The organism is Methanococcoides alaskense, from assembly GCF_027594145.1.
Lineage (GTDB): Archaea > Halobacteriota > Methanosarcinia > Methanosarcinales > Methanosarcinaceae > Methanococcoides > Methanococcoides alaskense.
Map to the genome: position 1 here is coordinate 419233 of NZ_JAQFFK010000001.1, position 25638 is coordinate 444870.

Annotated in this window: 22 protein-coding genes; 12 read left to right on the forward strand and 10 right to left on the reverse strand. The window is 38.1% G+C overall.

The annotated features are described in order from the left end of the window. Positions 1–19: 19 nt before the first annotated feature. From ilvC to PBV53_RS02090, 7 genes are all read right to left on the reverse strand, one after another. Positions 20–1027 carry a ketol-acid reductoisomerase gene (gene ilvC / locus PBV53_RS02060; protein WP_270095517.1) on the reverse strand — a complete coding sequence of 336 codons (1008 nt, stop codon included), beginning with the start codon at positions 1025–1027 and terminating at the stop codon, positions 20–22. Positions 1028–1071: 44 nt separating this feature from the next. Continuing rightward, positions 1072–1557 (reverse strand): acetolactate synthase small subunit, encoded by a 486-nt coding sequence (ilvN, locus tag PBV53_RS02065; RefSeq protein WP_270095518.1) that lies wholly within the window; start codon positions 1555–1557, stop codon positions 1072–1074. Next, positions 1554–3245, reverse strand: coding sequence for an acetolactate synthase large subunit (locus PBV53_RS02070; protein ID WP_270095519.1), 1692 nt, complete (start codon positions 3243–3245; stop codon positions 1554–1556). Before PBV53_RS02070 ends, ilvN begins: the two co-directional genes overlap by 4 nt. Positions 3246–3362: 117 nt before the next feature. After that, positions 3363–4841 (reverse strand): (R)-citramalate synthase, encoded by a 1479-nt coding sequence (locus PBV53_RS02075; RefSeq protein ID WP_438941550.1) that lies wholly within the window; start codon positions 4839–4841, stop codon positions 3363–3365. 305 nt (positions 4842–5146) lie between these two features. Beyond that, positions 5147–6199 carry a M42 family metallopeptidase gene (locus tag PBV53_RS02080; RefSeq protein WP_270095520.1) on the reverse strand — a complete coding sequence of 351 codons (1053 nt, stop codon included), beginning with the start codon at positions 6197–6199 and terminating at the stop codon, positions 5147–5149. A gap of 133 nt (positions 6200–6332) precedes the next feature. Beyond that, a complete protein-coding gene (locus tag PBV53_RS02085; protein ID WP_270095521.1) occupies positions 6333–6818 on the reverse strand; it encodes a PEF-CTERM sorting domain-containing protein in 486 nt (161 codons plus the stop codon). Between the two features lie 279 nt (positions 6819–7097). Beyond that, positions 7098–9416, reverse strand: coding sequence for a DUF8471 domain-containing protein (locus PBV53_RS02090; protein WP_270095522.1), 2319 nt, complete (start codon positions 9414–9416; stop codon positions 7098–7100). A gap of 249 nt (positions 9417–9665) precedes the next feature. Between PBV53_RS02090 and PBV53_RS02095 the strand changes: the two genes are divergently transcribed. The 3 genes from PBV53_RS02095 to PBV53_RS02105 all read left to right on the forward strand — a co-directional run bounded on the left by PBV53_RS02095 (position 9666) and on the right by PBV53_RS02105 (position 11952). Then, entirely contained in the window at positions 9666–10805 is a 1140-nt protein-coding gene (locus PBV53_RS02095; RefSeq protein WP_270095523.1) for an RNA-guided endonuclease InsQ/TnpB family protein, read from the forward strand. A 240-nt stretch (positions 10806–11045) separates the two neighbouring features. Further along, entirely contained in the window at positions 11046–11717 is a 672-nt protein-coding gene (locus tag PBV53_RS02100; RefSeq protein ID WP_270095524.1) for a M48 family metallopeptidase, read from the forward strand. Between the two features lies 1 nt (position 11718). Further along, complete coding sequence (locus tag PBV53_RS02105; RefSeq protein ID WP_270095525.1) at positions 11719–11952, forward strand: hypothetical protein; 234 nt, start codon at positions 11719–11721, stop codon at positions 11950–11952. Positions 11953–11961: 9 nt separating this feature from the next. Here PBV53_RS02105 and artC read toward each other — a convergent pair whose 3' ends face one another. Then, positions 11962–12795, reverse strand: a complete 834-nt coding sequence (artC, locus tag PBV53_RS02110) for an archaeosortase C (RefSeq protein WP_270095526.1) — start codon at positions 12793–12795, stop codon at positions 11962–11964. Positions 12796–13065: 270 nt separating this feature from the next. On the opposite strand from artC, the gene PBV53_RS02115 reads away from it, so the two are divergent. The 9 genes from PBV53_RS02115 to PBV53_RS02155 all read left to right on the forward strand — a co-directional run bounded on the left by PBV53_RS02115 (position 13066) and on the right by PBV53_RS02155 (position 22880). Next, a complete protein-coding gene (locus tag PBV53_RS02115) occupies positions 13066–13863 on the forward strand; it encodes a polysaccharide deacetylase family protein (protein WP_270095527.1) in 798 nt (265 codons plus the stop codon). A 15-nt stretch (positions 13864–13878) separates the two neighbouring features. Beyond that, a complete protein-coding gene (locus tag PBV53_RS02120; RefSeq protein ID WP_270095528.1) occupies positions 13879–14880 on the forward strand; it encodes a lipid II:glycine glycyltransferase FemX in 1002 nt (333 codons plus the stop codon). 37 nt (positions 14881–14917) lie between these two features. Further along, positions 14918–15952, forward strand: coding sequence for a DUF354 domain-containing protein (locus PBV53_RS02125; protein WP_270095529.1), 1035 nt, complete (start codon positions 14918–14920; stop codon positions 15950–15952). Continuing rightward, entirely contained in the window at positions 15933–16961 is a 1029-nt protein-coding gene (locus tag PBV53_RS02130; RefSeq protein WP_270095530.1) for a lipid II:glycine glycyltransferase FemX, read from the forward strand. Before PBV53_RS02125 ends, PBV53_RS02130 begins: the two co-directional genes overlap by 20 nt. Positions 16962–17072: 111 nt before the next feature. Beyond that, positions 17073–17963: a glycosyltransferase family 2 protein gene (locus PBV53_RS02135; RefSeq protein ID WP_270095531.1), complete on the forward strand. Its 891-nt coding sequence runs from the start codon at positions 17073–17075 to the stop codon at positions 17961–17963. Between the two features lies 1 nt (position 17964). Then, a complete protein-coding gene (locus tag PBV53_RS02140) occupies positions 17965–19506 on the forward strand; it encodes a hypothetical protein (protein ID WP_270095532.1) in 1542 nt (513 codons plus the stop codon). 493 nt (positions 19507–19999) lie between these two features. Further along, on the forward strand, positions 20000–21139 hold the full coding sequence (locus PBV53_RS02145) for a glycosyltransferase family 4 protein (RefSeq protein ID WP_270095533.1): 1140 nt from the start codon (positions 20000–20002) through the stop codon (positions 21137–21139). After that, a complete protein-coding gene (locus PBV53_RS02150; RefSeq protein WP_270095534.1) occupies positions 21114–21713 on the forward strand; it encodes an acyltransferase in 600 nt (199 codons plus the stop codon). Before PBV53_RS02145 ends, PBV53_RS02150 begins: the two co-directional genes overlap by 26 nt. A gap of 21 nt (positions 21714–21734) precedes the next feature. Continuing rightward, positions 21735–22880, forward strand: coding sequence for a glycosyltransferase family 4 protein (locus PBV53_RS02155; protein ID WP_270095763.1), 1146 nt, complete (start codon positions 21735–21737; stop codon positions 22878–22880). A gap of 77 nt (positions 22881–22957) precedes the next feature. Here the strand turns inward: PBV53_RS02155 and PBV53_RS02160 are convergent, their stop codons facing one another. Further along, positions 22958–24382, reverse strand: a complete 1425-nt coding sequence (locus PBV53_RS02160) for a flippase (RefSeq protein WP_270095535.1) — start codon at positions 24380–24382, stop codon at positions 22958–22960. Next, positions 24379–25371: a glycosyltransferase family 2 protein gene (locus PBV53_RS02165; protein WP_270095536.1), complete on the reverse strand. Its 993-nt coding sequence runs from the start codon at positions 25369–25371 to the stop codon at positions 24379–24381. Before PBV53_RS02165 ends, PBV53_RS02160 begins: the two co-directional genes overlap by 4 nt. Between the last annotated feature and the right edge of the window lie 267 nt (positions 25372–25638).

Sequence of the window (25638 nt, forward strand, 5' to 3'; positions counted from 1 at the left end):
TAGGTGGCAGTTCACAAGCTTACTCTTCGTTGAGTTCGCTGTTAAGCCATGGCATCATTGCCCTGAGCTTCTTACCAACGACCTCGACAGGGTGTTCCCTTTCAAGGCGCTCCATTGAGGTCAGTACAGCATGGTTTGTCTGTCCTTCAAGGACGAACTCACGTGCAAACTCACCGTTCTGGATCCTCTCGAGTGCAACGTACATTGCTTCACGGGACTCTTCGTTGATGATCTGTGGGCCTACTGTAAGACCGCCATATTCTGCGGTGTTGGATACTGAATACCACATCTTCTCAAGACCGCCCTCGTGGATGAGGTCAACAATGAGCTTGAGCTCGTGTAGTGTCTCGAAGTATGCCATTTCCGGCTGGTATCCTGCTTCGACAAGAACTTCAAAGGATGTCTTGATAAGACTTGCGACACCGCCACAAAGGTCGACCTGCTCTCCGAAAAGATCGGTCTCGGTCTCTTCACGGAATGTTGTCTCGATGACACCGGCTCTTGTACATCCTACACCCTTTGCGTGTGCGAGTGCCATTTCACGTGCATTTCCGCTTGCATCCTGATAGATTGCGATAAGACCTGGTACGCCAGCTCCTTCCTTGTATGTCCTTCTTACAAGGTGACCTGGGCTCTTTGGTGCTACCATGTAAACATCAAGGTCCTTTGATGGTACGATCTGGTTGTAGTGGATGTTGAATCCGTGTGAGAACACAAGGGAATTTCCTGCTTCAAGTCCTGGCTCGATCTCTGAATAATATACTTTTGACTGGATCTCGTCAGGAAGGAGGATCTGGACAACATCTGCAGCTTTTGCAGCGTCTGCTACGGTCATGACCTTAAGACCATCGTCTTCTGCCTGTTTCCAGCGGCGGCTTCCTTCTCTGAGGCCGATAACGACATCAAGGCCGGAGTCGTGAAGGTTCTGTGCCTGAGCATGACCCTGGCTACCATAGCCCATTACAGCAATTGTTTTACCTTTAAGTGCGCCAAGATCGGCGTCTTTGTCATAGAACATTTCTACCATGTTTATTTCTCCTTATTCTGAAAATATTAAATATGAATGATCGATTATGGGCTCTTTGAGCCTCTGTTAAGAGCTACTATTCCGGTTCTTGCCATCTCTTTGATACCGAATGGCTTAAGCAAGGTCTGAATTGCCTTTATCTTTTCAACGTCACCGGTAACTTCGATGGTCACTGACTTTGAGGCAACATCGATTATCCTTGCCCTGAAGATATCGACTATCTGTATTATCTCTGCACGATTGCTGGCATCGGCATTAACTTTAATGAGGGCCAGTTCTCTCTCAACGAACTCTTCTGAACTGAGGTCTATCACACGAATGACATCGATGAGCTTGTTAAGCTGTTTCATGACCTGTTCAAGCACGTGATCATCACCGCTAACAATGATGGTCATCCTTGAAGTCGTAGGGTCTTCAGTGATCCCTACTGCAAGGCTGTCAATATTGAAACCACGGCGCGAAAAGAGCCCGGAGACCCTTGCCAGTACTCCGTATTTGTTCTCTACCAGGACTGCAAGTGTGTGTCTCATTGTATGTCCTCCAGATCGAGTATCTCGTTTATTGCAGCACCTGCCGGGACCATAGGGGATACATTCTCCTCACGTTCGATGACGAAATCGATAAGTACAGGCCCATTGGCCTCAACTGCTTTTTCGATTGCAGCTTTCACTTCGGATGGCTTTGTTACGCGTATTCCCATTGCACCGTATGCTTCTGCCAGCTTGACGAAGTCAACACTGTTCTCAATGGTGGTGTGTGAATACCGGTGCTCGAAGAACAATGCCTGCCATTGTCTGACCATTCCAAGATAACCATTGTTGAAAATTGCAATGATTATGGGGATGTTGTTCTGGACAATGGTTGCCATTTCCTGTGAGTTCATCTGGAACGAACCGTCACCGGAAACATCGACAACGATCTTGTCGGGTCTGCCGAGCTTGGCACCGATGGCTGCCGGGAAACCATAGCCCATTGTTCCGAGTCCGCCTGAGGATATGAATGTACGAGGTTCTTTGTAGTTGAAATACTGGGCAGCCCACATCTGGTGCTGTCCGACCTCAGTGACAATTATCGCATCAGGGCATACCTCGCTTATCTGTTCGAGGATGTACTGGGGCTTGATGACATCATTCCTGTTGACATAGAACAACGGGAAATCCCTCTTCCATGTGGCAATTTTGTTGAGCCAGTCTTTGGTATCGCATTCGGAAACATGTTCAAGCAGTGCACCCAGGATCTGCTTTGCATCGCCGACTATCGGGACATCTACTTTTATGATCTTTGAGATTTCCGCAGGGTCGATATCAATGTGGATAACCTTTGCATTCGGTGCGAAAGATGTTGTCTTTCCGGTTACTCTGTCATCGAAACGTACGCCTACTGCTATGAGAACATCGCTTTCCTGAATTGCATAGTTCGCATATTTCGTGCCGTGCATTCCAGGCATTCCGAGATAAAGTTCATTATCGTTCGGGAATCCTCCGATACCGGTAAGTGTCGTCGTAACAGGTGCTTTGAGCTTCTCGGCAAATGCCAGCAGTTCTTTGCTTGCTTCCGATCCTATCACACCGCCGCCTGCATAGATCACGGGTCTTTTCGCACCTTTAATGACAGATGCAGCTCTCTTTACCTGCTGTGCATTGCCTTTGAATGTTGGTTTGTATCCACGCAGTTCGACCGTGTCAGGATATACAAAATCAAGCTCGTCTGTTGTAATGTCCTTTGGAATGTCGACAAGTACTGGTCCGGGTCTGCCTGTGGAAGCAATATGAAATGCTTCCTTGATGATCCTTGGCAGGTCCTTTACATCCTGTACGAGATAATTGTGTTTTGTGATGGGCATCGTAATGCCTGTGATGTCAGCTTCCTGAAAGGCGTCATTGCCTAACATTGAGCTTGGTACCTGTCCGGTGAAAGCTACCATTGGAATTGAATCCATGTATGCGTTCGCAATACCTGTGACAAGATTAGTTGCTCCCGGGCCTGATGTTGCGAGGCATACACCGACTTTACCTGTAGCTCTTGCGTATCCTTCTGCTGCATGGACTGCTGCCTGCTCGTGTCTGACGAGCAGATGGTGCAGGTGTGCATCATAAAGTTCATCATAGATAGGGAGCAGCACGCCTCCCGGATATCCGAAAATTATTTCGACGTTTTCCCGATACAGGCACTCGACGAATGCTCTTGCGCCTGTCATTCTTTCTGCTTTTCCGGTCATGCTATCTTTTCCTTTGTTGATCGGTAAGATATTATCGATATGTGTTTGTTGATATCTATACTGACCATCAAACTATATATCGACATCTTTCAATTATTGTTCATAAATTACTTGTTCTTAATCCTGTATAAGCTGGTTGATACCGTTTATCACTGCTTCTACAGATGCCATAATTATGTCTGTTCGTGCGCCTCGTGAGGTGACCATCTTTCCATCCTTTGAAAGTTTTACCAGTACCTCCACAAGTGCATCTGTACCGCCTGTAATGGAATCTACGTGATATTCCTCAAGACGTATATCAGCAACACCGGATACAGCTTTGCGAATTCCCTCAAAGGCAGCATCCACAGGTCCGTCTCCGATAGCCGCTTCAACGACCTCTTTTCCATCGACTGTCAACCTTACAGAAGCGGTTGGAGTTACTCTGTTCCCTGATACGACAGTGAAATCCTCTAACTTGACCTTTGATTCCTGGTATATGTCAAGCACAGTTTCTGCAATTGTCTGAAGATCAGCATCGGTAACACGCTTTCCGTGGTCGCCTAGTTCTTTCACACGTGAGACGATCTCATTGAGCTGTGACTTATTCACATCCAATCCCTGTTCTTTCAGTGCAAGTGTAACGGAACTCTTTCCTGCATGTTTTCCAAGGACGATCTGTCTTTCACGTCCGATACTTTCCGGGCTTATTGGTTCATAGGTGGAAGTGTCCGCGAGCAATCCGTGAACATGGATGCCTGCCTCATGGGTAAATGCATTTCCGCCTACAAGTGATTTATTCGGTGCAACAGCGAGGCCTGTGAGACGACTGACAAGCCTTGAGACCTTGTAAAGTTCATTGGTCTGAATGCCAGTATCACGCTTGTAGAGCCATTCAAGGACCATGACAACCTCTTCAAGGGCTGCGTTCCCTGCTCTTTCTCCTATGCCGTTCACTGTCATATGTGCTTCTCTTGCACCGGCATTGAGGGCTGCTACTGTATTCGATACTGCAAGTCCGAAGTCGTTGTGGCAGTGGACAGCCACCGGCACGTCAATGGATGATGATAGCTCTTTAAATATCTCGGTTGTTCTTTCAGGCACAAGCAGTCCCACAGTATCACAGAAACACACTCTGTCAGCACCTACTTCCACACCGGACTTGTACAGGTCCTTCAGGAAGTCTAAATCTGCTCTCGAAGCATCCTCTCCGCTAAGCTCCACTATAAGACCATGGTCCTTTGCATATTCCACGGCACTTAATGCCATTTCCTTCAATGCTGCCCTGTCTTTTTTCAGCTTCACACTAATATGTAGGTCAGATACCGGTGCCACAAGGTGAATTGAATCCACATCACATTCTAATGCGAAATCCACGTCTTGCTGCATAATGCGGCAATAGCTGCAGATCTCTGCGTCTAACCCTTCTGCTGATACGGCACGAATTGCCTCACGCTCCCCTTCGGAAGTGATAGCTGAGCCTGCTTCGATAATGTCCACTCCCAGCTCATCAAGCTTACGTGCTATCCAGACCTTCTCTTCTGTTTTCAGTGCGACACCAGGTGTTTGTTCACCGTCTCTCAATGTTGTGTCCAAAAACCGGATATTTTCAAACAATGCAATCCCTCAGTTTATTTTTTAGTTTTTCAGTTTTAATGATCTATCCTTTCTCATCAGCGATCTATATATTTATCACTAATAATAAAGATATTATTTATAGATGCATGCCGCTGACTATAACAGCCAAAATAATACTCCTATTGTTTTTAGTCTTTTTGGTGTGGGTAGATCTGTATATGCGATATAGTCGCCTGTATATCGTTATGATTAGAAAATTCGATGATGCATTGGCGTACGTCAATTCTAAAGAAATACAAAACAAATTATTTTTTAAAAAAGAAAAAAGTATTCTGATATGTTTATCAGAAATACTTGTCGATGTTCTGAACAGCCTTTGCTATGAGGTTGGCACATGATCTTAGATCCTCAAGGGATAGTACCTCAACTGGTGAGTGGATGTATCTTGTAGGTACACTAATTGTGCTTGACGGGATACCTTCTCTTGTGAGGTGTATCGCGGTCGCATCGGTAGTTCCGCCGCCACCGACATTGAGCTGGTAGGGTATTTCATTCTCTTCAGCGGTCTCTTTTAACCATTTTACTACTGTCCTGTCAGCAATAAGTCCTCTGCCGGAAGCATCAACGACTGTGATAACGGCACCTTTTCCCATTTCAAGTGCAGAATCGTTCTTGCTTATTCCGGGGTGGTCTCCGGGGAATGTGACATCTACTGCAATGGCGACATCCGGGTTAAGTCCGAAGGCAGATGTGCGTGCACCTTTGAGCCCAACCTCTTCCTGAACTGTCCCTACGGCATATATGGTTGCATTTATTTTTGTTTCGGATATCTGCTTCATGGCATCAATGAGCATTGCTACTCCTGCCCTGTTGTCGAATGCTTTACATGTGACCAGACCGTTGGCGAGGGTTGCAAAATCCCTGTCCATGGATATGGCGGTTCCTACGTCCACTCCCATCTTCATGGCATCTTCTTTGTCCTTTGCTCCGATATCAATGAACATGTCCTCTGCCTTGACCGGTTTCTTTCTGTCTTCCTCTTTCATAACATGCGGGGGTTTTGAGCCGATAACGCCTGTTAGCTGTCCATTGGTTCCGTGGACTGCAACCCTTTGGCTGTGGAGTGTCTGGTCGAACCAGCCGCCGATCGTCACAAAATGCAGGAAGCCATTGTCATCAATGTATTGCACCATCAGGCCTATCTCGTCCATGTGTGCTGCCAGCATGATAGTAGGTCCATCACCTTTTTTAGTGGCGATGAGATTTCCCATCTTGTCCGTTCTGGTCTCATCAACGTATGGCGTGATCTCGTCTTCCATTATCTGTTTGACGTTGTTTTCATGCCCTGATATTCCATGTGCATTAGATAATTTTTCAAGTAGCTTCTCAAGTTCCATATCTGATCGCTGGTAGATTGGCTTTCGAGGATATAAAGGTTTGAGTAGGGCCGATGAATGGTGTAGAATTAGGGAATGTATTCTGGGGTTGTGTGAATTAAAGAAAAAAAGAAAGTATATAAGAAGAGTTGAATTACTCTTCTTTGCGGCGCTGAAGGAAGAATGCCAGACCAATAATTGCTGCTACTGGGAGTGCGATTGTTGGGAATTCTGGTACTTCGACTGAGTCGCTTGCTGATGCAAAATCATGTCCAGCATCGACGGACCAGACGTTTCCTTCATTGTCATATACGGTTATTGAACCTGCTTCTGTACCTTTCAATTCAAGAGTGAATGGATATGTGTTAGTTGCGGTAGCAGTGTATGTTAAGCTTGTAGCTCTAGCTGTGTTCGTCCATCCTGTATCTACACCATTTCCAACAACTCTTGCCTGAAGGTTAGGGTTGTCTGTTTGAACTGTAATAACACGACTGTGGTTTCCCAGTAATGGATAGTCTATATCATAGACCAATACAGTTGCTGTTTTGACTGTTGTTCCATCAGGTATGATTGCAATATCTGCTGGGGTGATGTCTATCTCAGCAGGCATTGCTGCTGCGGTTCCTGCCATTCCTGCCATAGCCACAATGGCTATTAATAAGTATATTATTATTTTTCCATTCATATGTGTACCACCGTATTTAATTAACGACTTAATCTTACATTGTATCATATTATATATAAACATTATGAATAATTGTAAGAAGTCATCATCGTACTCATTATGATAGATTTGTTTGAGATAACTTCCAGTAATTGTGTGACTGCATTTTCAAAAATAAACTTTAAAACCATTCTGCATGTGTCAAAAAAATCAATATGTTGACATGATTACTGTCAACACCATCGTTTGTCACGATCAATTGCGATTAATAATAAAGTCACCATTTATCGTCAATTTTTCAGAGCCTACTGTGTAAACAGTAACATAAACATAAGCTTTACCATCGCTTATGGAGCTATTGATATTGGTCTGGTATGTGTAAGTATTATCCTTTATTTCAGGTCCAGATAGCAGGATGTACTTGCCATTTCTTACTACTTCGATGGTCGGATCATTTTTTAGACCAACTGATGAGGTAATCTTAATTTTCACATCGTTAGCAGTTTCTTTTTCAGAGATCTCCAGTATCAGATCTTCGAGTGATGTATCAACAATAAGGTTATCTATGGCTGTTGTTTGATGATAAGCAAGATCTGTTGCCGTAACTTCCAACGTGTAGGTATTGTCATTACTTGCTACGAAATAGCCTGACCAGATGTATGAATCATCTGAGGTCATTTTCACTTTCGACCTCTGGTTCTGGAAGTCATTAGTTGTGACCAGGCACTCAACTCCTGCCAGTGGTTCTTCTGATCTCACAATGATCAAGGTTGGACCATTTGATGGATTTGGCGATATCTCCAGCTCAAATTCCGGTCCAGTAAGGTCAATGGTGGTATTCGTATCTGGGTTTTCATGGGCAATCTCCCAGTTACCTGCTCCATCTATTGCCTGTGTTCGGAAATAATAGCTATTTCCTTCAATACCTGTGAATGTTGCGGAAGTTCCCTTTGATTCGGATAACCATGTCTGCCAGTTTGTTCCATTACTACTATATTCAACAAGATAGTGGTCGATACCGCTTCCAATATCTGTACCATTCCATTGGACTTCAAAATCAGTTGTATTTACGCGTATTGGCAATGGCAACATTTCTGATCGTGGAAGGTCGAATTCGAGAAGTCCGTTCTCTGAGACGTAAGGTGAAAATTCCGAGATTGGAAGTATTATTACTTCATCCCATAATATTTCTACTGGATGGACATCAGTGTTGCCTTTCTGCATCGATCTTAATGTTATGAGATTGTTTCCATCGTTCAATATTATTGGCAAATAGACGTGTTGCCAATCATCATTCCCTCCGATCCCATTCTCCCATACCAAAATATTGTTGATAAGTATTTGTTTGAGCTGCGTCTCTGCACCATTTCCAATGGATTGGGTATATGTATCCTTCACAAACAGTGAAAGCACAACAGTTCCCTTTTGATCTGACCTGATGTTCTGAGAAATATCATAATATTGGTCATTGTAGAATGGTAATTTTCTTTCGTATGGAAGCTTGAATACAAATGCCTGGGAATCAAATATTCCTTTTCCTTCAACGTATGTCCCATTGACGTTCGTATCGGTGGTCTCAAAGCTCCAGCCGGTGTTTTGCTCCATGTCATAATTCTCAAGCACCTGAAGAATGTCTGGTGATTCTTTTTCCTCTTCTTCTGCCAGTTCTTGCAAATATTCGGCCGAGTAATCATGTGTGATCCACAGATGCACCGATCGATATGGATTGGATAATACTTCTTCTTTGAAAAGAGCATATTCAAGCTTTGATCTGCCAATACGTATCTGTTCGGGCTGGTATGTCAGGTCATCTTCCCATTTTTCTTCATCAGATAATGTAACGTTCACCGTTTGAATAACTTCGCCATCAAGCCGCATTTGAAGTATGTAGTTCACATCCTGCTTCTCATAGTTCTCTACTCCAACAGTAACTGTAATGGGATCATCAAGGGATGCATTAGTTGGGTAGTTCTCAGCCATCCCTTCAGATCCGAGTATATATAATGCGGTGAACTGTTCCTCTTCCTGTGTAACCTTTGCGTAGGCGAGCATCCCTGCGGCTATTATAATGGATCCTACAAGAGCTATTATCAGTGCTTTCTCTATCTCGGGAGGGATGCGGTCCTTTTTCGGAATATTCTCATCATCTGACCGGATGGACTCTATGAATTCGTGAACTGAAAATGTGAATTGGTCTTCTTCCAGATGTCTTCGTCTGGCAATATATGTAAGTGCGGCAAAAATGATCGTTAACAGAAGTAATGATATTGATATTGAGTTTGGTCGGAAGAGCCATTGTGTAAGGCTCACTGCGAAACCATCAAAGACAGTAATAGCAATACTGAATCCAACACTCAATGTAAAACGTTCGATGTTACTGATATCTCCCCTTTTGGGGAACATCATGGCGATAAATACATAACCTGGTATGAAAAATATCAAGGGCAGGGCAAAGACTATTCTCAGTGGAGTTTCATTTAGAGGTGGGACAAGGATGAAGATCACTGCAAGCATTGCAAAGGCAATAGCTGCTATGAGATCTTGCATATAAATACATTTATCCGATTTGAACATCTGTGGACACTATTCTTTTAAATGATATAACTGTTTTCTATATTTATTGGATATAAGCAAGAAGACCACCGGTTTCAATCTCGAATTAAATCGAAGATTTAATGGGAGTTTCATTTCATAGAAAACATCCAGATCAATCTGGATGTCTTGCAGTGTAACTGCAAGATGAAACAGGTGGATGAATTGCGTAAACAGTTATTTGCTCTTGTTTCTGATATATATTAGTAGTATCAAAACGTATGTTGCAATATGCGGAAATCCTACAAATTCCGTCTGTACCCGACCAAAGAACAGGAGATAGTTCTGGTCCAAACTCTGGATGTGTGCAGATACATCTATAACGAGTTTCTTGCAGACAGAAGGAATGCGTATGACAGATGCAACCAGGGATTAACGACATTTGACCAGATCACTCAGGTCAAGTATCTTGAATTCAATACCGAAGTATTTTCACAGATCAAACAGGATGTATTGCGAAGACTTGGAAAATCATTCGATGCTTTTTTCAGAAGGTGCAAAACAGGTGAAACACCAGGGTACCCAAGGTTCAAAGGAAAGGACAGGTATAACAGTTTCACGTACCATCAATCGGGTTTCAAGATAGAAGGAACGAAATTGAAACTTTCCAAGATTGGAAATATTAAGATCAAACAGCACCGAGAAGTAGAGGGCAAGATCAAGACATGTTCCATCAAACGTGAAGTGGATCAATGGTATGCAGTCTTTTCTGTTGACATGGGTGCAAGTCCTGAAAAGATCGATCCGGCTACATCCATGGGGATCGATGTTGGACTTAACTCATGTGTCACGTTGAGCAATGGGGAACAGTACGATTCTCCTGCATATTACCGCAAGTCGGAAAGATCCCTTGCAGTTCAACAAAAGAGACTGAGTAAGAAGAAGAATGGTTCAGTGAATAGGCTCAAGCAAAAAACTAAAGTTGTTAAGGTTCACAGAAAGATACGTAATCAAAGACTTGATTTTAACCATAAGTTGAGCAGGATTCTTGTCAACCGGTTTGACAGGATAGTGTTCGAGGATCTGAGTATCAAGGACATGGTCAAGAATCATCATCTCGCAAAATCAATACATGATGTTGCATGGGGTCAACTGATCCAGATGGCAAAAAGCAAAGTGGAAGAGGCTGGCAAGTATGTCGAATTGGTTAATCCCTACAACACATCACAAAAATGCAGTAGCTGTGGGAACATTGTCAAGAAAGGTCTATCGGTCAGGGTACACAAATGTCCTGAGTGTGGACTTGAGCTTGATAGGGATATTAATGCTGCGATCAATATTTTGAATTTAAGCACCGTAGGGACTATGGGAAGAGCCTGTGGAGTCACGGACGTTGGTCTGGGCTATGAAGCAGGAAGCCACCTATTTTAATAGGTGGTAGTTCACTAGAAACTTTTTAAACCATGTGATACTTTATGGATATCGCATTTAGCATAGCTGCAGTGAGGGATATTCATTAAAAACAAGTTGAAGATAATCTTTCTTTTTGCATTGATCTGTATTCCTGCTCCTGTAGTGGCGTTTTTGTTCTTAGGCCCTATCGGTTTTGGAAGTGTGCTTCTTCTCTTTATACTTCTAAGTTATGGTCTATACCGATATAGTGGTAAAATATTGCTTAAATGGTACAAAGCCGAAAAGGTAGGTACGTTGGAAAACCTTGCAAAAAAGGCTGGTGTCCCTTCTCTGGATATGTATATGTTCAATCATCATCATCCAATTATCTTCACAGTGGGAACCAGGGGGAACTTCGATATTGCTGTATCCAGTGGTGCTATGGGGTTGTTCGATGCTTCCGAACTTGAAGTTATGCTTGCACGCGAGTTCGGCCATGTCCTGAACGATGATGTTCCTATGAATACGATAGTTGCTCTATTTGCAGGTTCACTTGCATCTGTGTCCACTCTTGCACTATGGGGTGCTTTGTTGGGTGGATTTGGACAGGACTTCGACCCAGCACCGAGATTTATTCGATTTCTTGGCATGGGGCTGGTTGCAGTTCCTTCATCTTTGATAGCCCAGCTTACACTATCTCCTTCAAGGGAACTATTGGCGGATGCTGTTTCGGTGGAACTAACGAATGAACCTCAATTGCTTGCTGAGACGTTGGAACATGTGCAGGAATATATCAAGCACTACCCTATACCTCTAAATCCGGGGCATGTGCATATGTTTCCATTGAATTTGTTGTCTCTGGAAGAATTCTATGATATACACCTGTCCCTTTTTAATACTCATCCTGATATGGATATAAGGGTCAGAAATATTTTGGGTAAGGTGAATTAAGATGATAGAAACGATCTTAATGAAAAAGTTCAGCAGCTGGAAGTTATCACTTTTTTTCAGTTTTATCGCTTATTCGGCTGTACTTTTCTTCATTATTGTAGTCGATGTCTTTGGAAGGCGGGATTTTGATCCTTTGGAGGTAGGGCTGATCACTGTTGGTTACATGGGTGCTGTAATGACAATGTTAGCTATCGGATTCATCGTCTTCAAAAAAAGAATGAATAGCAGGATCTGAGCTTTCACCTCAACGTCTGCTTTTCAGGTCCATTATGTACATTATCATGCCTGCTACGAATGCGAAGATTATCCAGCCAAGGTGGGTGTGGACAATTCTCATGGCTTCCAACCCATAGTAATATGCTGCAAGGTAGAGAATTACAACACGTACAAGATTTGATACATATGCTACAATTATTGCAAATCCAAGTAGATTGAGTGTTTGATCTAATTTCATTTTTTCTATTCGGCTGTAACCAGCAACGATCCCAATTAGAAGGAACATAGAATAGAGCCCTGAGCATGGACCTCCAATGATTATCGTAAGATTTTCAACTCCTGCGAGGTTGACCGTTTCGATACCTACGACATCAACTGGTATTCCGAACAACTGGATGATCGTTACTGTTGGTACTAATACTAAGTAGTGATCGAATAAGTGGAGAAATCCAATGTTCAACATTCCGAACAATGAATAGAATACTAAGTAGAGTGCGGTGAACACGCCTGATATATAAGCACCAAATTCTCCAAGGTGTCGAAGTTGTGGTCTGTCTGTACCATATGCTATTAGTGATGCTCCAAAGAAAAATGTCATTGAATCGAGGGTGCCGAGGGAACTGGTAGCTCTGAAGTTGTAGAATAGGGTTGCAAAGACTATCAATGCACCAATTGATATGTAAATTTTAGAGACTCGAATATCTTTTCTTTCTGACAATCTAATCTGTGTGATCGCAGCGACAGCAGCCAGAAGCAATATTACACCTATGGTCGTTGAACCTTCACTAAGCTCTATGGTCGCACCTATGAAGAGCGCAAGGGTCATAAGAATGAATAGTAGGGTTTTATCGCTTTTTATCATAAATCTCACATATTATTTTTAGATTCAAACTGTATGAAATATTCAAAAAGTGAATTAATCCTCACATATTATATTTTTTGATGAATACTCTGTCAAAGTATGTGCTGTTCAATCTATTTCTAGTTTGTGCATAATATACTAATATTCACTTTATAATATCATTAATATATGAGTCATATATTATATATGTGATAAGAATAAACTATGTCTCTGAAATAACTTACATTCGTTGATCATAAATCGTTATGTTTACAATTCTGGTGGTGGAAAATGGGTCGTGATTTTACTTTATCCAAATACAGGGAACTTCTTGAAACTATAGTCGAAACAGACTATAATCCAATTCCTGTACTGGATCATTTTAGTTCTGATGTGGTTGAAAACTGTATTATTTTAAGACATGATGTGGATAGGGCTGTACAGAGATCTCTGGATATGGCCCAACTCGAAAATGAGTATGGTATTCGTTCTACCTATTATTTCCGGCATACAGACGATGTATTCAAGCCGGAGTTCATGCACAAAATAGCAGACCTTGGCCACGAGATAGGTTTTCATTATGAAGTTATGGACAAGGCTAAGGGTGACACTTCTGCAGCGATCAAGATATTTGAAACAGAACTTAGTGATCTAAGAGCCGTAAAACCAATAATGACCGCATGCATGCATGGAAATCCACTGGCGCCGTGGTCAAATCGCGATCTTTGGGCAGATCACGACATAAGAGATTTCGGGATCGTGGCGGAACCTTATCTATCCATCGATTATAGCAAGGTTCTCTATCTTACGGATACCGGAAGAACCTGGGCGGATAGAAATGTCAGGGTGAAGGATGTTCTGGACAATGCTTCCAATGCTCTTTCATATTCTGGTGGTACTATTGCTACAACAGATGATGTGATCGATCTTGTCAGAAAAGAAGAAATACCTCAGATGTGTATACTCGCACATCCAAATCGTTGGTGTGATGAGAGTATTGGCTGGACGAAGGAATTGTTCATGCAAAATCTGAAAAATGTCGGAAAGGCCGGTATTGTCTGGTATAGAGGACGAGGATCCGATAGCTGACCGTGGTATGATTTTATGATAGAGATAACTGATTCACTTGACCCTAAATTATGGGATAAATTCGTCTATGAGCATCCTTATGGTAATATATTCCAGACAGCTTCCATGGCCAATGTTTATCGTCAGGCTAAGAGCTATGTGCCATTCTCATTGGCTGCAATTGATCCTGATGATGGAGAGGTCCTGGCCATTTTACAGGCATCCATTATCAGTGAGATGAGTGGTGTTGCAGGAAGCTTTACAGGCAGGGGTGTAATAATGGGTGGTCCCCTTGTGAAGGAAGGGGAAAGGGGAAAGGAAGCCTTGTCTCTTTTACTAAAAGAGTACGGTAGTTCTGTCAAAAGTAAAGTGGTCTATTCACAGATGAGGAATATAAGGGATACATCTGACATCAAAGAAACGATCTTGTCATACGGTTATGAGTATGACCAACATCTGGATTTCCTTATCGATCTGGACCGGGATGAAGCGGAGATCTGGTCAGACATAAGCAAATCCCGCAGAAAAGGTGTTAATCGTGCGGAAAAGTCCGGTATCATGATAAAAAAAGTAGAAAATGATGCCGAACTGAAGGCTTCTTATGATCTGATACATCAAACGTATTTAAATGTAAAAATGCCGGTTGCTGATTTTTCACTTTTCAAAGCTATTTATGCTGAGTTTGTGCCAAAGGATATGGCAGATTTCTTTATTGCGTTACAGGACGATGTTCCGGTAGGTGCACGTATAACTCTTAATTACAAAGACCTCGTGTATGATTGGTATGCAGGCTCATTAGCAGATGTCCCTTATGTGGACGAGGCTCTTGTCTGGAATATCTTGAACTCGAATGCCGGTAAGTATAAAGTGTTCGATTTCGGTGGTGCCGGTCATCCTGACAAACCGTATGGTGTCAGGGAATTTAAGAGACGCTTTGGTGGACAACAGGTCAATTTTGGAAGGTATAAGAAGGTGCATGGGAAGTTGAGGAATAGGATGGCTGAAGTTGGGTATGGGGTTTATAGGAGATTGAAGTGAGCTTTATTTATGGTTACGAGAGTACGGTGGTGCTAATATGAGAATTATGCTTGATATCGGTCATCCTAAAGACGTTAATGTCTTTAAGAATGTCATTCTCTCTCTACAGGAAATGGGCCATACGGTAAAGATCTTTGTTCGTGCAAAAGAAAGCACTAAAAGAATGCTTGATGATGCAGGTTTTGAGTATGAGGTCTGTCCTTACTATAAGAGTATGGCTGGAAAAGCTTTTGGCATTCTTGCGAACGATCTTCGCCTTTATATGATTGCCAGAAAGTTCAAACCGGATGTGTTTGTTAGTCCAGGTTCTCCATATTCCGCACATGTAAGCAGTTTGATGAGAAAGCCCCATCTGGCATTTTCTGATACTGAGATTGCCGGTCTTGTCACCATGTTGACATTACCTTTTACGGATAAAATATACACTTCAACATCATTTTATCTTGACCTTGGTCCTAAACAGGAACGCTTTAAGGGTTATTACGAATTGGCTTATCTTCATCCAAAATATTTCAAACCGAACAAAAGTGTCTTAGATAAATATGGTCTGGAAGAAGGCTATATTCTATTGAGATTATCTGCATTATCTTCTCATCATGATCTTCATGCAAGTGGATTTGATTTTGAGACCGAGGATGAATTAAGGGACTATATCTCTTCTTTAGAAAAATATGGTAGAGTCATTATCTCGTCTGAAAAGTTGGATTGGGATACAATAAAAGAATATCAGTTAGATCTGGATCCCGATGATCTGCATGATATTATTAATTATGCATCTATATGTTTAAGCGAAGGCGCTACAATGGCCTCAGAAGCTGCAGTTTTAGGTATTCCTTCCATTTATGTTTCAAATACGGAAAGGGGCTATTTGAATGAGTTGGAAACTGAATATGATCTGGTTTACAACATTCCTGATAGGGGAGAAGCTTTGGAAAAAACCATTTCGTTTTTGCAAAATAAAAATACGAAAGATGAATGGCAATCAAAAAAAGTTGTTATGCTAAATCATAATATTGATGTTTGTAATTTTATTATTGATCGTATAATTAATATTGATAAGAGAGGACTTTGAGATGCACTTTAGTATTGTGGAACCAGATAGGGTTAAACTGAATGATTTTGCCATTAAAAATGAATATGGAACAATTTTTCAATCAGGCCATATACTCGACGTTTATCAGGATGTTCCTAATTGTTATGCATCTTCTTTAGCTGTGATCGATGAATCTGATAATATAATTGCATCTATAGTAAGTGTAAAATTTGTTGAAAAAAAGAAACTTGGGTATTTCTCATCTCATTCAACAATTAGGGGAGGTCCTCTCTGGGAGGATTCTGAAAGAGGCGAAAAAGCAGTTTTATTATTGCTGAATGAGTATAACAATATTTCTAAAAAGAAATCACTTTATTCTCGTATTTATCCTAATTTTAATCCCCATATGCGTGACATTTTGACTACATGTGGATTTGAATTCGAAGATGATCTGAATATTTTCATTGATCTAACTCTCTCTGAAGATGAACTATGGGCCAATTTACATAAGAATCGACGTACTGGTGTCAGGAAAGCGAAAAAGAATGGTGTCATAATAAAAGAAGTCGAATCAATGGTAGAAATTGATGATTTTTATAATATGCTTGTTGAAACTTCGAATGTAAATCATATATCAGTTAGGGATCTAAAGTTATTCCATAATATATATTCACATCTTGTTCCTGAAGGTCTGGCAAAAATTTATCTTGCACTGTATGATGAAAAACCTATTGCAGGATTATTATCACTTAATTACAAAGATACTCTTTATGATTGGTATGCCTGTTCTACAAAAAATAGGGATTATTTACGATTAAATCCTAATGAATATCTTGTTTGGAATACTCTTTATTGGGGATTAAATAATGGCTATTCATTGTTTGATTTTGGTGGTGCTGGCAATCCTAAAGAAGAATATAGTGTAAGGGACTTTAAAAATCAATTTGGTGGATCAGTTGAAAATTACGGGAAATATACAAAAATTCATAATTCTATGGTATATAATATATGTGAAAAAGGGTATGATGTATACCGTAAGATATTTTAAATATTCTTGCTCCACAAATGACGAATCTATGAAATTTATCTACTTTAATATAGTATATCTCAATTTTGATAAATATATTTATGCTACTTCCAATAACTTCATGTGGTTAATATGATCTCAACTAATTATATTATAGTGACACCGTGCCGCAACGAAGCTGAGAATTTGCCTCAATTAGCGGAGTCTATCATCAATAATACGATAACGCCTATTTTGTGGGTTATTTTTAATGACGGTAGTACTGATGGTACTGCACAAGTAGCTCATGAATTGCAAAGAAAGTATGATTGGATCGATGTAATCGATGGCGAAATTGCAAGTCGCGATCTTGGTTTTCATTATGCAAAAATTGTAGATCGTACAATAAAAAACACTCTTGATAAATGTAAATCCAATAATATTTCAATTGAGTATATTGGTTTAATTGATGCAGACATGGTTCTTGATTTTGATTTTTTTGAAAAAATAATTAGAAGATTTGAAGAAAATCCTAATATGGGTGTTAGTAGTGGCACAGTTGCCTATCTAATCAATGGGGTGAAAAAACTGGAACAAGGTCGCTCTAATCATCCAATTGGCGGGTTGAGGGTATGGAGAACTAAATGTTTTGAAGATACAGGAGGTTTTCCTCAAAGTTACTCCGCAGATTCTGTATCGAATGTGTTAGCAATGCTGCACGGTTGGGACACAATAAAATACGATGATATCGTAGGAGTAGAACTCCGAAAAACAAGCAGTGCTGAAGGGTTTTGGAAAGGGTTTATGACACGAGGGGAGTCGGATTATTATAGAGATTATCATCCAATATATGTAATTTTCAAATCTGTTAAATATAGTTTAACAAAACCCTATTATAGGGGTATTGCATATATTTATGCCTATATTAGGAGCGCTCTTACTAGAATGGATAAAATAGATCTGTTAGAGGTAAGAAAGTATTACAGAAAGAAACATCGTGAGATTATCGATGATTATGTGCAAAAAGTCAAATCAAGGTTCTAATATGCAATACGTATCGAAGAAAAGCAAAGTAACATTAATGATTTTACTCTTGTTGTTAAACCTGGTTATAAGGATACCTTCCATTCCTCATGAAAAAGGTTGGGATTCTTATTTTATACATGCTCTTGCTAATTCGATTACAACTTTTGGAACGGCAAATTGGTGGCATAATTGGCTATCAGTTTTTGGATTATATCCTTATTCATATGCTAGTGCGATCCCTTTTTCTCTATCTGGACTCGCGAACCTTACTGGACTTACTTCCTTAGACATGGAAATAACAATACTAATATTTTCTATAATACTTGGTTTGTTCAGTATATTCACAGCATATGTATTTGCAGGAATTTTTTATAATGATTTTCTATTCAAATATTTTATGGCTTTTTTCTTCTCAGTTTCACAGGGAATATTGACGTTCAGCACTTGGGAAGTCAGTGCAAGAGGGCCATTCATAATATTTCTTCCATTATTTATTTTTATATTATTAAAAAAAATGCATTATACTAGATCATTACCTCTTCTGCTGAGTATTGGATTTTTTTTAATGGCAACACATCATTATTTTTATTTCTTAATCCCATTAGTAGGGATGTTCATTTTTTTAAAAATCATATCAAGATTTAATTTTAAGTGGGAAAATCGCAATTACTTAAATTATATTTATGTATTTGGTATTCTCTCGGTTTTCATGATTCCTTTCTTTACAAGGAGCATGATAAGTGCTGGTTCTAGATATGACTGGCTAGTTTATGTTTTGTTTATTAGTGTTAGGAATATTGGTCCACCGCTAATCTTTGCCTTTGGTGGCTATTTATACTTGATACTGAAAGACGATAAAACCTTTGAAGACCGGTACTTTCTCGGCATGGTGCTCATATTTCTCCCTTTCCTCTATGAGCAAAAATATGGGATCTATCTTCTGATTCTATTTATTACACTTGCTATAGCAATTGCATTGAGAAACATGGTGGATTTTCGCATAAAAGCTAGCAAGTTTACTGCTATATTTTTAATAGCAATTCTACTTTCAAGTGTTGCGTTTTCAACATATTATAATCATGGACGTACAGAGCGTACTGATAACTATTGGTATATGGAAGATGTTACCTATAAAGCATCAGTGTGGACAAATAAATACATTCCAGATGGTTCACATGGGATTGGAACTGGGGGGGAAACTTGGAGGCTATTTCCAACCTCAGATGCTCATCCTGCGATTCCAACTGGAGGTGCAGTGATTGCAGCTTATGGACTGATAAACATATCTGAGGCTGAAGTTCTGAAAAGTAGTCCAAAGTCATCAGATTATTATTTTGAGGGCCCTTATTCCCTCAAAGCGGGAACTAGTGTGTGGGGACTTACTAATTGGATGTTAGAATTAAATGATATAGATGATGTACGTGCGATTTCTTACATCAATAAATTCAATATGACATATATTATAGAAGATGTCCGATCTTATAGAATAATAATGAATTCAGTAAGAAATAAGAAGGCTAATATTTTTGATAATGGTAGGATTAGATTATGGCTCATCTAACGGTGCTCATACAAACACAAGTATCATATTCAAATTTTAATGAGAAAAATTAATCGAAACAACTTTAAAAATGTGGTGGCAAAAAGTTATAATGATTTATGATTATTTATCTAGACGAAATCTTTATGGATCAAATTCTATTAAGTTATTGTGGCAGAAAAGTCAAGTCCTTCGAAATTTCGAAATATGGGTTATAAGGAGTATAAAGGTGATTTTTATAGTAAATGTTATGTCGATTCCAAATGAGGAGTTTATACTTTGAAGGAGTGTTACATGCAGTAGCTTTGGTATGTTTTCAAATCCTCTATTTTGTCAAAAATATATTTAATACTGTAAAAGGGGATATCACAAAAGATGCTATTGATTAACTTCATACTGTATATTTTGTAGATTGGTGTGAATGTTATTAAGTGGGTTGGATTGATGTTATATCTTCTGGACAAAAAGGAAAGTAGATTGGATAATTTCACATTTATAGGGAGATGAAGAAAGTATGGAGTTGGTTTATTTCTATTCTACTCACGAGGATGCTCCTGCAAGAGTTGGAAAATCAATACTTAAAGAATTAATTAATCATATGGATGATTTACCGTTTGAAGATATATTATTATTTACTGACGATGAAGAAAATATTGATCATTTGATCTATGGTTACAAGTTTAAAAGCATTACGTTTTCAGAACTTATTCGCAGTCGTAATAAATACGTGGTGCATATTCCAATTAGTCCAAATATATTTCCAAATTTAAAGTTTTTGATCAATCTGTTATCAATATTAAAAAAATTTCCTTTAATATTGCATTATCATGGTGATGTACGAAATGAATTTTATATGAGACTTAAGTATGAAAAACATTTGGACATAATGTGCATACCATCTGTTATATTTATTCCATTTCTTTTACGTTATGCAACTAGAATTGTTACGCACTCATTTATTGTACAAAACATCCTTATAGATAATTATAATATTAAAAAAAATGTAGTAATTCCCAATGGTCTCGATGATTATTGGTATCAACCATTGGAACAAATTGAGTCCTATCGATTAAAGAATCTGATTGATAAGAGTAAAACTTGTATATTTTACCATGGTCGTCTACCTCCCGAAAAGGGAGTAGATATGTTAATAAAAGCAGTTGGAAAATATGTCAAATTTAACTCTCAAACAATGCTATATATTGCAGGCGATGCTCCATATAAAAAATATCTACTTGAGTTATGCACTAAATTGAATATCACTGAAAATGTTGTATTTCTTGGTAATGTAGATAGAGAAACCATTAAGTTTTTTTTGCAAAATGTCGATGTTGCAATATATCCGTCTAGATTCGATGCATTTAATTTAGCTGTCATGGAAGCTTTTGCATGCGCAAATTGTCCCGTATTTTTTTCGAGCAAAGCGGGAATATACAATTTTGTTCTTCAAGATGGTTATCAATTAAATCATTTTGAACCAACAACTGAAAAAATAACAGATATATTATCTTTGGTCTCTTCAGGTTATAATGAAAATGATATACATATCCAAAAAGAATTTGCGAACAAATATAGGTGGGGCAAAATCATAAATTGTTATATGAACTTGTACGACGAGGTCTTAACAAATGCTAACAAATTGGACAAAATTTAAAGTTAAAATATCATTAATCAAATTTAAAGTTAAAATTATTATCAAAAATACGTTATATGGTTATAACACTAGATTTTATATTGATTCTCACACGAATGTAGAAAAAGATGTATTCTGGAGATTAGGTCCTAATTCTAATTTATCCATCGATCTAAATACACATGTTGGTAACTTTTGTAGGTTTGAATGTTCAGAAAATGCAAATATATCAATAGGAAAAAATGTTCAATTCACAGGTAATAATTTTGTTGCATGTATGGATTCCATTGAGATAGGTGACAATACATTGATTGGAGAATTTGTGAGTATAAGGGATAATGATCATGAATACATTGATGTTAATAATAATATAGATTCACAAGGATACAATACATCTTCAATAAAGATTTCAGATGATGTCTGGATAGGGAGGGGTAGTGTTATACTAAAAGGGGTGTCTATTGGTAAGCATTGTGTAATTGGAGCAAATTCGGTTGTTAATAAAAACGTTGATTCTTATTCAGTAGCAGTTGGTGCTCCTGCAAAAGTCATCAAAATATATAATTTTAAAACACAAAAATGGGAAAAAATTTGAAATGAATGGTTAGTGAGATTAATGGCAAAAAAGTATAAAGTTCTAGGTTTGAGTTCAGGCGGCTTTAAAGGATTTTCAGGGGCTAATTATAATTTGTTTGATACTATATCAAAAAGACATGAACTAATTGGAGTTATCGACAATAAACTCTCTGGTTTTTGGAAGTACTACAATATCTTATACTGTTTTCTGAAAAAACCAAATATAAATAAATATATTCATCCCATTGAGGAAATATATCATGGAGATGTATCTTATTATCGTTTTAGGACACCATATTATGTTTTGAAGAGGACAAAGAGTGCAAATAAATCATTAAAAGATATGAAATCAAACTGTGATTTGGTACTTCAAACGGGATGGATCCCAGCAATATTAGATATAAAAGATGTACCCCGATTTATTTATACAGATTTCACAATGAAATTAGCGGAAAGAGAGATACCTGATTGGTGTGACTTCCTGTGCGCTAAACATAAAGAAAAATGGTTAGAGTTGGAAACTAAATCTTATAACAACGCAAATGTTGTTTTTACGCTCAGTAATCATACAAGAAGATCAATTATAGACGATTATGGGGTAAGTGACGAAAAAGTTGTTACGGTGTATGCAGGTACAAATTTGGATGATGTGCCTAACGTAGAAAAGGCTTATGAAAATAAGGTAATATTGTTTGTTGGGATTGATTTTGAAAGAAAGGGGGGGTATGTACTTTTAGAAGCATTTAAACAAGTGAAGGCCGAAATAAAGGATGTACGTTTGATTATAATAGGCTCTAGTCCAGATATCAATATGGAAGGTGTTGAGGTAAAGGGCTTTGTGTCACATAGTGAAAAGACAAATTATTATAATGTTGCATCAATGTTTGTGATGCCATCCCTTACAGAACCTTTTGGACTAGTTTTTTTAGAAGCAATGGCACATAGACTTCCCTGTATTGGAAGTACTGTAGATGCAATGCCTGAAATAATAATAAATGAAGAAACTGGTTATTTGGTTCCACCAAATAACCCAGACCAACTTGCCGAGAAAATTATATGTTTGTTGAAGGATGAAAGTTTGATGAAAAGAATGGGAAATTCTGGAAGAAAAAAGGTGGAAGAGTTTTTCACATGGGATGCAGTTGTTGAGAGGATGACTATCGAGTTTGAAAAAATAAATGTATGATTAATGCTAGAGCACTCGGGTTGATAAGAAAATACGATACAAATAATGACAATGGTAGTATTTGAAACACACAATATTTATCTATTTCCAAACAGTTTCCTTACCATTGTCAAATCCTCTTTTGTAAATCCTTTTAGTAGTATCAGGGCAATCGTATATATGAGTACACCAATGACAATTAAAAGTATCAGATTAAGTTCCAACAATACAAACAAAGCTAATCCCATTATGCCTGATGCTGCAATAGGCTTAATTGTTTCTTTGTTGAGAGATTGCATTGACAAATGCTTATATATAAAATAATACCCTATACTAAATAATAAAATAACTGATATTAATGTTGCTAAAGCAGCTCCTACATAACTATATTTTGGGATAAGAACTATATTTAAAATCACATTTATTACACAACAAATCGCAACTGCTATAAGGTTTAACTTTTGTTTATTTGTTGCAGCTAATGCAGAAGTTTGGATTGAATTTATGGAGTTTGCTATTATTGTGCCAGCAAGTATTTGTAATGCAAAGATAGAGTTTGAGAACTCAACAGTATAAAGTAATAAGATTAATTTCTCCGAAATCACATATAATCCAACCGTTGTTGGTAGCATCAACATCACTATATATTTCGATCCCATTCGATACGTCTTTTTGAGGTTTTTTCTTTCTCCAATATATTGTTTTGACATTACTGGCATCAGCGTAGAAGCAAGCGCACCAGGCAAAAAAAGTAATGGATCTGTTAGCTTATATGCTGCAGAATATAATCCAACAGCGCTATCACCTTCGAGTATTGATAACATTAAAATATCAATTCGATAATATATTATATAAAAAGCAGATCCTAATACGAATGGTAGTGCTTCTTTTACTAAATATTTAAATGTATGTGTATCGATTTGAAAATTAAACTTAGTAAATTTGCGGGAGTATATCGCACTTATAACAGTTCTGATACTTTCCGAAAATACGAATAATAAAATCAGTTGCATTAATGAACCATTTTTATAAATGAGTGCAACTACAAGTAACACAAAAATAGACTTAGACACAATCATGGCAATTGATGAATATTCCATTTTTAAATTTGATTGAAATAATGACTCAAAAAGGTAGCTTAATCCTTGAAATAATAATATGGTGGAAGCAATAGTTATGTACAATTTAGTATCTGTGGGGTAATCTAGCAAATTTATAAAAATAACCGATAGTGCTATTGCTATAAATGAAGTTATTGACCTAATAAAGAGTGCATTATTCATCATCTTACTAGTTACTGATGAGTTTCTTGAAATATCTCGTATAACAACTTGATCAACTCCAAAACCACTTATAAAACTAAAGAACATCAAATAAGTAATCACAAAAGTATACTTGCCAAAGCTTTCCACTCCTAAATATCTTGCTAAGGATATAGATATAATAAGAGCTAATATTTTCACAAATATATTGCCTACAATCATTGCGGTAGTGTTCTTAGCAATTTTACGCAAAGTGCTCATATTATGTATCTCTCATTGATATATTCAATGTCTAAATGTTTTATTTTTGAAATATGTCTTAGGCAAATATAATATGCACTTAAACTATACATAAGTCGAAATAAGTAGTATTTTTTCATGTTTCTTATATGTATAAAAAGATATATTATATCTCTCGTGAATGCACCGATTTCACTCCAGAAAAATAAAATATAGTTAGTAGTCTTCCCCAGATTTTTAGCCATGAAATACATATTGTAAGTTTTTTCCATTATAACTGCGGCTTTCACTGGGGAATTTTTATTGAATGAACCCTTATGAATTAACTTTGCATTTGGGGCGAGATATATTGATTCTGAGTCATTTTTATAAATTCGGTATGATAAATCTGCGTCTTCACAATAACTATATTTAACTAATTTATTGTCAAATCTGTAATGACTAAACACTTCACTCTTTATGCTTAAACAACAACCACTTGCCCACTGGCAATTCAAAAATTCATCTCGTATTAATGGGGCAGTATTTTTACCAGAAGGAAGAATATTCATTTTTTTATTAGTAAAATGAAATAAATAAAATACTTGAGCATATCTATTCCATATAATGTTCCATAATCGCCGTGATTTAGTTATAGTATTTTTAGCTTCTATATTCCCTTGTACTATTGATGCATTGGGATAAGTTTCATATGCCTCAAGTATTTCTTTAATGAAGTGTTCATATAATATGACATCATCGTCCAAAAATAAGAGTATATCACCTTTTGCAGCATCAGCACCAACGTTTTTAGCGATACTTGTGCTGTCCACAGGGTTATGGATGTATCGAGTTTGAATCCCTTTATCATTATCAGAATATATTGTTAGAAGTTGTTTTGTGTAAATGTCATTGGCACTATCTACCACAATTATTTCTTTTGGAATAGTTGATTGTTTTAATATGGAATCGATTGCAATCTTTAAGTCTTCATGCCGTTTGTATGTGGATATAATTATTGATATGTTCATATGTTACCTTCGTCAATAATACTTCTATCGATTCTGCAGAGATCTATGTTGAATACTTATTATTTCAAAACAATATTAATTTTGATGAGCTTATTTCGAGTGTAAGCAATACAAAACGGTTATCTACATTAAGTTTTTGGTTTGTTGTAACTGTCAAATTCACTGGGTTATATTTTGTCTTTAGCTATATAAATATGTGAATTCGAGATCTGTAAAAAACAACAGCATATCCCTGCGTGATTAATGCTTATATGTTGTTTATAATAA